Origin of the sequence: Carboxylicivirga mesophila (assembly GCF_018271975.1) — a bacterium.
In the GTDB taxonomy this organism is placed as follows: Bacteria; Bacteroidota; Bacteroidia; order Bacteroidales; family Marinilabiliaceae; genus Carboxylicivirga; species Carboxylicivirga mesophila.
Genome location: NZ_JAGUCN010000027.1, coordinates 58503 through 69696, shown reverse-complemented (window position 1 = coordinate 69696; position 11194 = coordinate 58503). Strand labels below are relative to the sequence as shown.

9 protein-coding genes are annotated in these 11194 nt (G+C 44.0%); 8 read left to right on the top strand and 1 reads right to left on the bottom strand.

Features of this window, described 5'->3' with window-relative positions; all coding sequences use genetic code 11:
* Positions 1 to 346: 346 nt before the first annotated feature.
* A complete protein-coding gene (gene hutI, locus KEM09_RS18785; protein ID WP_212230647.1) occupies positions 347 to 1594 on the bottom strand; it encodes an imidazolonepropionase in 1248 nt (415 codons plus the stop codon).
* 1247 nt (positions 1595 to 2841) lie between these two features.
* Between hutI and KEM09_RS18780 the strand changes: the two genes are divergently transcribed.
* The 8 genes from KEM09_RS18780 to KEM09_RS18745 all read left to right on the top strand — a co-directional run bounded on the left by KEM09_RS18780 (position 2842) and on the right by KEM09_RS18745 (position 11009).
* Complete coding sequence (locus KEM09_RS18780; RefSeq protein ID WP_212230645.1) at positions 2842 to 4155, top strand: BRCT domain-containing protein; 1314 nt, start codon at positions 2842 to 2844, stop codon at positions 4153 to 4155.
* 127 nt (positions 4156 to 4282) lie between these two features.
* Complete coding sequence (locus KEM09_RS18775; RefSeq protein ID WP_212230643.1) at positions 4283 to 4765, top strand: hypothetical protein; 483 nt, start codon at positions 4283 to 4285, stop codon at positions 4763 to 4765.
* 151 nt (positions 4766 to 4916) lie between these two features.
* Positions 4917 to 5438, top strand: coding sequence for a hypothetical protein (locus KEM09_RS18770; RefSeq protein ID WP_212230642.1), 522 nt, complete (start codon positions 4917 to 4919; stop codon positions 5436 to 5438).
* Between the two features lie 81 nt (positions 5439 to 5519).
* Positions 5520 to 5714, top strand: coding sequence for a hypothetical protein (locus KEM09_RS18765; protein ID WP_212230641.1), 195 nt, complete (start codon positions 5520 to 5522; stop codon positions 5712 to 5714).
* Between the two features lie 181 nt (positions 5715 to 5895).
* The gene (locus tag KEM09_RS18760) at positions 5896 to 6633 is read left to right on the top strand and encodes a hypothetical protein (RefSeq protein ID WP_212230640.1); all 738 of its coding nucleotides are present in this window, start codon (positions 5896 to 5898) and stop codon (positions 6631 to 6633) included.
* Positions 6634 to 7608: 975 nt separating this feature from the next.
* A complete protein-coding gene (locus tag KEM09_RS18755; RefSeq protein ID WP_212230639.1) occupies positions 7609 to 8160 on the top strand; it encodes a hypothetical protein in 552 nt (183 codons plus the stop codon).
* Positions 8161 to 8468: 308 nt separating this feature from the next.
* Positions 8469 to 8921: a hypothetical protein gene (locus KEM09_RS18750; RefSeq protein WP_212230638.1), complete on the top strand. Its 453-nt coding sequence runs from the start codon at positions 8469 to 8471 to the stop codon at positions 8919 to 8921.
* Positions 8922 to 9419: 498 nt separating this feature from the next.
* The gene (locus KEM09_RS18745; RefSeq protein ID WP_212230637.1) at positions 9420 to 11009 is read left to right on the top strand and encodes a YfcC family protein; all 1590 of its coding nucleotides are present in this window, start codon (positions 9420 to 9422) and stop codon (positions 11007 to 11009) included.
* The last annotated feature ends 185 nt before the right edge of the window (positions 11010 to 11194 follow it).

Here is an 11194-nt window from a genome sequence, read left to right as displayed (position 1 = left end):
AATTTATAGTGCTCAGTGCCTTGTGCACCGTGCTTGTTTATTCTTAATAAGTCCGAAGCTCGAAGCCCGAAGTCCGGAATTGTCTTTTATCTTGCATCTTATGTCTTGCGTCTTTTAATTTATTGTGCGTAGTGCCTTGTGCACTGTGCTTGTTTATTCTTAATAAGTCCGAAGCTCGAAGCCCGAAGTCCGGAATTGTCTTTTATCTTGCGTCTTATGTCTTAAGTCTTTTATCTTATGTCTCTTTCAAAGTCCGAAGCGCGAAGCCCGCAGTCCGGAAGAAAGCTAATGGCCAACAGCTATCAGCCAATAGCTCTTCTGTTTTAATTTCTTTGGCACCATGCACTTAGCACCGTGCACCATTAATTATCGTCGTCTCCACCTTGTTCTCACCATAGGCATAAGGCAGGTACTCAATACCCGGGATGGGTTTGGTGATTACCACATTGGCTTTCTTACCCACGCAGATAGAACCCAGTTCCTTGTCAACCCCCATGGCGTAGGCCGTGTTTTTGGTAACGGCATGAATCACCTCTTCGGGCAGCATGCGGTACAATACACTTCCCATGGCCATAATCAGCTGCATATTACCCGACGGCGATGAGCCCGGGTTAAAGTCGGACGCCAGTGCCACCGGTAAGCCGGCTGCCATCATCTGACGCGCTGGTGCATAGGCCATGTTCAGGAAGAAGGCCGCACCCGGCAATATGGTTGGCATGGTACCTGAGTCTTTCAGGACTTTCATCTCTTCTTCGCCGGTAAACTCAAGGTGATCAACCGAAAGAGCGTTGTATTTAACGCCCACCTGTATGCCGCCGGAGTAGTCCAGCTCATTGGCGTGTATCTTAGGCGTGAGGCCATATTTAGCAGCCGCATTCAGTATGCGGTCGGTATCTTCCACCGTGAAGAAACCCACATCGCAGAACACATCCACATAGTCGGCCAGTTTTTCTTTGGCCACGGCAGGCAGCATCTCGTTAATCACCAAATCCACATATTTCTCTTGCTGGCCGCGGTACTCCATAGGAATGGAGTGCGCCCCCAGAAAGGTTGATTTAATGGTCAGCGGACTGGCTTCCTTCAGACGCTTAATCACGCGCAGCATCTTCAGCTCACTGTCCAGCGTGAGGCCATAACCGCTTTTGATTTCCACTGCACCTGTTCCCCAGGTAATGATTTCCTGCAGGCGTCCCATGGCATCGTCAAACAGCTGGTCCTCACTGGCCGTCTGCATCAGCTTGGCCGAATTAAGGATACCACCACCACGGGCAGCAATCTCTTCGTAGCTCAGGCCTTTAATCTTATCCACATACTCCACATCGCGGCTCTTGGGATACACCAGGTGGGTGTGTGAGTCGCACCAGGCCGGCAGCACCAGGCGGTCGGTGGCATCTATCACCTCCATATCGGCAGGCAAAGCCGCATCGTTGAGTTCACTCATGGGACCATACGCACTGATGTAAGCCCCTTTAATCAGCAGGTAGGCATTATCAATGCAGGGTAGCTGGGCCATTTGGGCTCCGGCAATATAGGGCTGGTTCTCCTTTTCAACCTGAACCAGTTGTTTTATATTCTTGATTAGTAGCTGCTTCATTAAAAACGTCTTTACTGTGTTTTACGGATTTAAAAGTAGAATAATTGTGCCATGCATGTCTATGATTTTAATCAATTGGGTTTTTTAAGTCCGAAGCGCAGAGTCCGTAGTCCGAAGTTCGAAGGTGGGACAAGTTAAGCGCCATGTTTGCTATCAGCTATTAGCCATCAGCCATCAGCTTTTTTTATTAGTCAGTAGTCAGTGGTCAGAAGAGAAAAGTGATGAGCGGCATGCACTCTAAACCAGTAACCAGCAACCCAAAACTCTAAACCAGCAACCCGAAACTCTGCTTTCCGTCCTCAGTCTTCTCAAAAAAAACTCTGTGCCTTTGCGCCTCTGCGTTAAACACCTTATACCCCTAACCCTCCGGACTTCGGGCTACGGACTCCGGACTTTTCTTAGCGCCATGTTTGCTATCAGCTATAAGCCATCAGCCATCAGCTTTTTTTATTAGTCAGTAGTCAGAAGAGAAAAGAGAAAAGTGATGAGCGGCATGCACTCTAAACCAGCAACCCGAAACTCTGCTTTCCGTCCTCAGTCTTCCCAAAAACTCCGCGCCTTTGCGCCTCTGCGTTAAACACCTTATACCCCTAACCCTCCTGACTTCGGGCTCTGGACTTCGGACTTTTTAAGCACCATGTTTGCTATCAGCTATTAGCCATCGGCCATCAGCTTTTTTTATTAGTCAGTAGTCAGTAGTTAGGCAGAAGGCAGAAGGCAGAAGGCAGAAGAGAAAAGAGATGAGCGGCATGCACTCTAAACCAGCAACCCGAAACTCTGCCTGCCGTCCTCAGTCTTCTCAAAAAAACTCTGTGCCTTTGCGCCTCTGCGTTAAACACCTTAGACACGTAACCCTCCGGACTTCGGGCTACGGACTCCGTACTTTTTTAGCACCCCAACCCTCCGGACTGCGGACCATGGACTTCTAACGTCTCATCCCCACAATCCTTCCTTTTATCAATAAATCAACATAATTTATCAACTGAAGCGTGTTAGTTTAAGCATAAATACTATTTTAGTACTCGCTAATCGGAAATACACCGCCTCCCTGACCGGGGATAATGTGAGAGTTATATGGGGCGGAAAATCATAAGGGAATAAGTTTAGGTGTTGGCACGCAGGTGCTGATGGATAGTGATGTGTAGCGCTATGGCAAAGGATAATATTGGAAATATATCGTGAAGTGGAGTGCAGATATATAAGTTGAAGGTAATTGAAAAGACCAAATCCCTTAAATTGACAATAAAATGAATGAACTATTTCAAACAAAGCAGACTGATAAAGTTTCAAAACTTGAGATTGCTGCCATTCAGCTAGCAATTAGCTTTTCTGAAGAAAAGGATATTCCTTCCAATTATAAGAAAAGCTCGAAACGGACTCAGAAAGTTAATATAGATACACAAATTCAGATTCGATTTAAGAAGAATGTGAAAAAGTGGAAGAATACAATCTCAAAAATGCTTGAGCACATTAAGTCTGAACAGGCTTGGAGGTTCATAAATTTAAAACCATTACTAATTACTAATCTAGAATCTGTTACACAGCATCCTGACTTTATTGAATTTACTGACTATTTTGTTTTAAGACGTGATACTCAATCTTGTGACCATGATGAATTAGGATGTTTAGCAGAGCTCCATACTGCTTTCCAAAAAGAAATAGAAAAAAAGATAAATCTTAATAAACCAGATTTTGTTTCAATAGACTTTGAGCATGCATCTAGGCATAAAGGTTCTGTTTGCTCTGTTGGTATAGTATCATTTAAAGATGGAAAAATACTTGATGAGTATTATTCGTTAGTAAAACCACCACAGAACAAATATGAATGGTTCACAACTAATAAACATAAATTAGATGCTTCTCACACTGAAAAATCGCCAGAATTTACTGAAGTATATTCCGAAATAAAGAAGAGAATTGAAAACAACATAGTTGTTGCACATGGTGCATTTCATACTGACAAGCATTGCTTAGAACAAGCGATGGAGTTAAGTAACATTAATGAAGATTTAAAATTATTGTGGGTCTGTACTCAAGATATATGTAATAGTAAACTAGATGTTGCTTGTAAAGTTTGTCAAATTGAGTTAGACCATCATCAGGCACTTTCTGATGCGAAAGCATGTGGTTTTCTGTATGAATTATACCGAAAAAATGAATTGCCTTATGATTTAATTCAATTTGAAAAAACACACGAACAATCAATTAAAGAAAACAAATCTCAATTTCCCAAAAGTTTAAAAGGAGATGTGTTAAAACCAGATTTTGAGAATGCTAAAAACAAGGACAATCCTTTCTACATGAAAAAAGTAGTTGTATCTGGATTTGGAAACAAAGAAAAAGAAAGTCTGGCTGCTGAGTTAAAAGAATTAGGAGCTGATGTTGACACGTCTGTTGGAAAAAAAACTAACTACCTGATAATTGGTGAAAATGCTGGTCCTTCAAAGCTTAAAAAGATGCAATTGAATATTAATGAAGGTAAAGAAGCATTTATAATAACTTTTGCAGAGTTTAATGAAATGAAAAAACAACATATCGCCAACAATCCTCGTTTGGCGTAGCGTCTCGCTACGTCATTCATACCAAGGCCTCTGGCTTCAACGGTATACTTAGCTCGGCCTAATTTGTAATCGCATCTAATCGGCAGTTGAAAACAGAACGTTAACTAATAATACAAAACAAGAATATATGATTTGGTTTAACATTAAAGAGCTTGAAAGAAAAATTATTGAAAATGAATTCACAGATAAAGAAGGGTTTAAATACTTTCTTGGATATTCAATTTTGAGTGTGATAGCTATTTACGGAAGCACTTCAGAGAGTTTTATCACTTTTATTGAACTTGTATTGGGTGTAGGAATTACAATTTGGGGGTCATACTCAATTTTTAAAGCCAACTCGAATGGAGATGGACAAGATTTTTTTAAAAGGTATTTTGCCCTCTCTTGGGTAATTGGTTTTAGACTGTTCATTTTTACAGTGTTAATAGCTATTCCCTTAGGTGCTATCTATAATTTTGTAATATTGGCTTCTGCGCAAAGTATAGAAACAGAAACGACGGCCTTAAAAAAAGATTTTGTAACAATGATACTTTACTCATTATTAATGCTGATTTACTATTTTTTACTCATAAGTTCCTTTAGGCGAGTATCCATTGAGAAAACAAATTAAACCCGCCCGGCGTAATTTACAATTACGTCCCATCTACTAGGTAATTTTAAAACTACCGGGTTAATCAAACGAAGTCGCAGACTTCGCTTAGCAAGAGTGATTAATACTGAAACAAATCCACTAAACATATTTAACAAATAATTTTAAGACTATGAGAACGATTCCTAAACTTCTGCTTTTATTTTTTTTGACTCAGATGAGTGTTAATTCTTTAAGAGCTCAGGATTTGGCTAAGGTGCCTAAACCAGAATACCTGGAAGAGGCTAGAAAGATTGCACATACTTTTTTTGAGAATTTTAGAAATAAAAAGCACAAAGAGAATGCCGATTTTATTGTTGATAATTTAGGTAAAACCTGGGATGAGTCTAAGAAAATTTCTCAACGAAACGACTATCTAGCCAAATTTGAGATTATCAGTCTTAAACCACCAAAGGGTGTATATGGAGATTTAGACGGATTTGACTTGATTGAACAAGGGTTTTTAAAAGGAAGTGACAGGTATTTTAGACATACATTTATTGGTTATCATGAAGGTAGTGTTTTGATTTATGAATTTAGATTTTATGTGAATAGTAAAGGCAAAGTGACATTACACTATATAGGTTGGAGTGATAAAAATCCATTTGAATATATGAGTACACCGGATATGCTCTTACCTAAGTATGATAATTAAACGTTTAACCCGCTCGGCGTAGCGTCTCGCTACGCCATCCTTACCAAGGCCTCACCGGCCTACTTTTAAGCCACACCAACCATGAAAAAAACAAGAATCACACTAATCGTTTTCGCCGCTATCATTACAGTCGTGCAGCTGTTTCACATTAACTACAGCGATTTAAGCTGGGGCGTTAATGCATCGGCCTATATAGGTATTAGCTCCATGGTGTTAGTGATTATCGCTATGGTGGCTTCCAATAAACACGATAGAAAGCACCAGGCTAAACCCTGAGGGACATCTACTCATGCACCTGTTTAGCCCGGATTTATGCATGCAACATATCCTACTGACTACTCACTGCTGACTACTGACTAATACATTAAATACATACCAAAACAACTGTAGAAAGGAACAGATGGCACAAAATGATACGTGCCTGTTAGAGTATCATTACAAACTTATTCACCTAATTATGATTGAAAAAGAAGTACTTCAGGAGATGCTGCCTGAGATTAACAGTGTTAAAAAAGAGGATGTAAAGCCTTGCAATATTCCTGTGAGCGTGTATGTGCAAGAGGCCGGTAACTTGCACGAACGGATGAGCCTCGATAGTGCACGCCTGCAGGCCTTGGGTATGGACCCGGCTTTGCAGGCCCGCCTCGACAAGCTGCGGGCCGCCCTGTTTGCAGCCGAGGTGGACTGGCAAGAGCAGCAGAGCGAGCGCCAAAAGGCACTGGAGCTGTGGAAAGAAAAATCGCCGGCCCTCTACGATTTGCGTAAGGATATCATTGAACACCTTGCCTTTGCCTTTCGCAAAGACGAGCGCCTGATGGAGCAGCTGGCGGCTATTGAAGAGGGTAATTCGCATGCCGATGCCATTGAAGACCTGGCGCGTCTGGCTGTGTTGGGTGCACAAAACCCCGAGCCGGTGCAAGCCATTAACTACGATGCCACCAGGTTTGACACCGCCAATACCATGGTGAGTGAGATGAGTGGTGTATTGTCGGCGGCCAACGGTTACCTCTACCGCGACGATGAGCGCAAGCTGATACGCGACAAGGCCTATACACTGCTTAAAGAAGTGGTGGATGAGGTACGCGATTACGGCCAATTTGCCTTCCGCAACGACCCTGAGCATGTTAAGGGTTATTCGAGTAAGTACGAACGTGACAGAGCAAAAGCGTATCGTCGAACGTTAAACGAAGAATAGGTGTAACAGCTTATTAACACTAAATCATTGGGGTGCTTCAGCACCCTTTTTTCTGAAAGTCTCAACGACTTGCTTAGCATCTCTCAGATGCTTAGCAAGTTTTCTTTCATACCTGTTGGTGTTTCCCTGAATCATAAAAGTTTGTGTGGGTTATTATACGACCGGAAGGGGTTTAGCACCGACCGGAGATGGAAGTTATGCGACCGGAAGCTCTGTTTTTGCGACCGGAAGGGGTATAACACCGACCGGAGATGGAAGTTATGCGACCGGAAGCCCTGTTTTTGCGACCGGAAAGGGGTATAGCACCGACCGGAGATAGTGGTTATGCGACCAGAAGCCCTGCTTTTGCGACCGGAAGGGGTTTAGCACCGACCGGAGATAGAAGTTATGCGACCGAAATCCCTGTTTTTGCGACCGGAAGGGGTATAGCACCGACCGGAGATGGAAGTTATGCGACCAGAAGCCCTGCTTTTGCGACCGGAAGGGGTTTAGCACCGACCGGAGATAGTGGTTATGCGACCGAAATCCCTGTTTTTGCGACCGGAAGGGGTATAGCACCGACCGGAGATAGTGGTTATGCGACCAGAAGCTCTGTTTTTGCGACCGGAAGGGGTATAGCACCGACCGGAGATAGTGGTTATGCGACCAGAAGCCCTGCTTTTGCGACCGGAAGGGGTATAGCACCGACCGAAGATGGAAGTTATGCGACCGGAGAGTCTGAGCAATAAACTCATTAACTGATAAACTATTAAACAGATCCCTATCACTAGAACCCCGAACCCGCAACCAGTAACCCTCAACCAGAAACCAGTAACCCTAAACTTCCGTCCTCCGTCTTCCCAAAAAATCTCTGCGTCTCGTATGTTTGCAAGTACATCGAAATAAATAAGTAGTTTTAAACCTCAGTTTTTTATGAATTAGCCACCGGGCTTTGCCGGGCATTTTAGAATGTTTTAACCAACTAATAACCCAATAATGAAGAAAGTACTATTGCTATTGAGCATTTTTATCGGCCTGGCAGCCGCTGGCCAAGAGACTACTAAAGAATTAAGCCATGTGTTTAGAATTAATGCATTGAATCCGGGTGTGGAGTTGGAAATGCCCATTTCAAGCCAGTCCACATTATCCATCAACCCCGGCATTGGCATACACGGGAGCAATAAAAACCTTACCTATACCTCAACAGGTGTTACCTACTTTATTTCCCCGTTTCTGGATGTAGCTTACAAGAAAATCTACAACAGAGCAAAAAGAGACGCCAAAGGCAAAACGCTTGATTATAATTCGGGCAACTTTTGGAGCCTGCGCTTATTGACAAGTTTTAAAGAGTTTGAATCAAAAAACATATACCGAAAGGACGATATTAGTTTTGAGTTTGGTCCCACCTGGGGTATCCAGCGCACATATAGTCGTGTGCACCTCCTGTTTGACATTGGTCCATCATACTATTTCGATACAAAAGGTAACAGTGGATTCTTCCCCTTGATGGTTCAGCTCAATATTGGTTTCAACATCAAGAACTGGTAACGCTCGCTATCCGTTGTACTTGCAGCTGCCTCAAATAAAACACAACTTATACTAATACAAAAAGGATTGCATCTTTTTGTGTTAAAACGTAATAAAGCTACAATCCTTAGCAGGAAAAAAAACAGTGCTTTTTCTTGTAACCTTATTGATAGTGCAGGGTAAAAAGAAGGGTTTGCTGATTGGAGCCATTGCAGCCTGAATAGGCACGAAGCTCCGGATTCTCATCAGCTGTTGTGTCAATACCTTTTTGGTTGACATGCAATGAACTTTGGACCGGTTAATATTAATTAATTCACTCATACACTGTCATGAAAAATATTATTATTCTGCTTTTCGCTTTATTGCCTTTTATCTCCTCAGCCCAAATGTCGTACAAAACAGGCAGTGGCCAGTTAGATGCCAGCCTAAACAGGATTGATGCCCGGGCAAGCATCGATTTTGGTGCGTTTAAAGCCGAGATGAGCGTGGCCTATGATGTATCGGAAAAGAAAATAGAGTACATGCATGGCAGTTTGGAGATGACCGCCGGAGAAATATACATCGCACTCGAAATTTCAAAGCTGTCAAAAACACACATTGATGATGTATTGCATATCTACAGCAATAACAAAGGCAAAGGATGGGGCTATATTGCAAAGGAAGCCGGTATTAAGCCCGGTTCACCAGAGTTTCATCAATTAAAAAGCAATGCAAAGTACAAAGGACAAAAGGGAAAGGGCAAGCAAAAATCAAAGGAGAAAAACAAGGGCAAGAAGCAGTAGCAGCTCATCCTGTAATTGAATACGGATCGCATCTCTATGTGCCAGTTTCTCATACAGATGCGATCCCTTTCATTAAAACCCCGAACCCGCAACCAGTAACCCGCAACCAGAAACCAATAACCAGCAACCCACAACCCTATACTTCCGTCTTCTGTTTTCCGTCTTCCAAGAAATACTCCGCGCCTTTGCGCCTCTGCGTTAAACTAATTGCCTTTTTTTGTACTAACGTAAACCTACATAAAATCGGATCGCATCTCGATGTGCAACTTTTTTCATACAGATGCGATCCCTTTCATTGAAACCCCTAACCAGTAACCCGCAACCAGTAACTCTAAACCCTTTACCTCAGTCCTCCGTCTTCTGTCTTCCAAAAAAACTCTGCGCCTTCGCGCCTCTGCGTTTAAACTAATTTCCTATTTTTACGACCCATTAAGCCATCAGGATATTTACATCTTATGTCTTGAGTCTTGATACTTATGTCTTAAATCTAAAGAAAACATGTTTAAAAAAGTCCCCCATACCTACGTCATCATTTTCTCCTTAATCGTATTGGCAGCTGTGGCCACCTGGTTCATTCCCGGCGGCGAGTACGTCGAGCAAACCACCGTGGTTGATGGTGTTGAGCAAACGCAGATGGTGTTTCAAACCATCGATAGCCAGCCTCAAACCTGGGAGGTATTTGCAGCGCTGGTGCATGGTTTCGAAAAAGGCGCCGGCATCATCATCTTTATCCTGATGATTGGCGGGGCATTTTGGATCATGAACGATTCCAAAGCCGTAGATGTGGGCATTTTCTCGTTTCTTAACTTCGTTAAAAAGCTCGATCGCTATAAAATCATACGGCTCCTGGGGGCTAATAACATCATACTCATCCTTATCATGCTTATGTTCTCGGTGTTTGGCGCCGTGTTTGGCATGAGCGAAGAAACCATTGCTTTTATGGTGGTGCTCATTCCGCTGGCCATCTCCATGGGCTACGACAGCATCACCGGTGTGGGCATTGTGTACCTGGCGGCTCACCTGGGCTTTGCCGGTGCGGTGCTTAACCCCTTCACCATTGGTATTGCGCAGGGACTGGCCGATTTGCCACTCTTCTCAGGCTTTGAGTACCGTCTGGTGTGCTGGTTGATTATCAACCTGGTGGGCTTCAGTTTTATCCTGTGGTATGCCCGCAAGGTGAAGAAGAACCCCAAAGCATCGCCCGTGTATGAGGAGGATGCCTACTGGCGCAAGCGTGCAGCCACACAAGTGGAAGATATTGACAAACCAACCTCATCCGCTGCCTGGTGGGTGTATGTTTTAACCAGCGTGGTGCTGGTGTTATTTGCCATCAAGCACCCCGAAACCACCCTGAAGGTAGGCGGTGGCGAAGGTGTTACCTGGCCGGTGATGCCGGTGATGGCTGGCTTGTTTGCCCTCACCAGCTTTCTGTCACTGCGCAAGAAAGTGCATTTCTTTATTCTCAACCTCTTGAGTTTTACCATCCTCTTCCTGGTGATAGGTGTGATGGGTTACGAATGGTACATCACCGAGATAGCCGCTTTATTCCTGGCCATGGGACTGCTGTCCGGTATCTCCATGGGCAACGATGCCAACCACATTACCAAACTGTTTCTCGATGGCGCTAAAGACATCATGTCGGCGGCCCTGGTGGTGGGACTGGCCGGTGGTATCATCGTCATCCTCGAAGAAGGAAAGATTGTGCATACCATACTGCATGCTTTGGCGCAGTCCATGAGCGACCTGGGTAATATCGCGTCGGTGGGCATTATGTACATGATTCAGACGCTTATCAATATTGTTATCCCAAGCGGTTCGGCCAAGGCGGCCTTAACCATGCCTATCATGGCTCCGTTCAGCGACCTGATAGGCTTATCCCGCCAGGCAACCGTTATGGCTTTCCAGTTTGGCGATGGCTTCACCAACATGATTACCCCCACATCGCCGGTACTGATTGGCGTGCTGGGCGTTGCCAAGGTGCCCTACACCAAATGGTTTAAGTGGATAGCACCGCTTATCATCGGACTGATTATCCTCGGCTTCCTCCTGCTGATTCCAACAGTAGTAATGGATCTGAATGGGTTTTAGGTGTAGCTGCTAGCTAAAAGCCACTCATACTCCGCGTCAGGCAATGTTTCGGCCATCTATTCTCCCCTTGGGGAGAAACCCGCAGGGAGAAGGGGTTTGTTTGCTAATCCCCCATCGGCTTGCAGCCACTTCCCCAGGGGGAAGATGTTTATTAGCAGCTTGATTTAATTCCTATCGCCTTCGGC

What these genes read in the sequence shown, in the direction of transcription:
- hutI (WP_212230647.1), bottom strand. Translation starts at nt 1,594, where the DNA reads ATGAAGCAGCTACTAATCAAGAATATAAAACAACTGGTTCAGGTTGAA.
- KEM09_RS18780 (WP_212230645.1), top strand. Translation starts at nt 2,842, where the DNA reads ATGAATGAACTATTTCAAACAAAGCAGACTGATAAAGTTTCAAAACTT.
- KEM09_RS18775 (WP_212230643.1), top strand. Translation starts at nt 4,283, where the DNA reads ATGATTTGGTTTAACATTAAAGAGCTTGAAAGAAAAATTATTGAAAAT.
- KEM09_RS18770 (WP_212230642.1), top strand. Translation starts at nt 4,917, where the DNA reads ATGAGAACGATTCCTAAACTTCTGCTTTTATTTTTTTTGACTCAGATG.
- KEM09_RS18765 (WP_212230641.1), top strand. Translation starts at nt 5,520, where the DNA reads ATGAAAAAAACAAGAATCACACTAATCGTTTTCGCCGCTATCATTACA.
- KEM09_RS18760 (WP_212230640.1), top strand. Translation starts at nt 5,896, where the DNA reads ATGATTGAAAAAGAAGTACTTCAGGAGATGCTGCCTGAGATTAACAGT.
- KEM09_RS18755 (WP_212230639.1), top strand. Translation starts at nt 7,609, where the DNA reads ATGAAGAAAGTACTATTGCTATTGAGCATTTTTATCGGCCTGGCAGCC.
- KEM09_RS18750 (WP_212230638.1), top strand. Translation starts at nt 8,469, where the DNA reads ATGAAAAATATTATTATTCTGCTTTTCGCTTTATTGCCTTTTATCTCC.
- KEM09_RS18745 (WP_212230637.1), top strand. Translation starts at nt 9,420, where the DNA reads ATGTTTAAAAAAGTCCCCCATACCTACGTCATCATTTTCTCCTTAATC.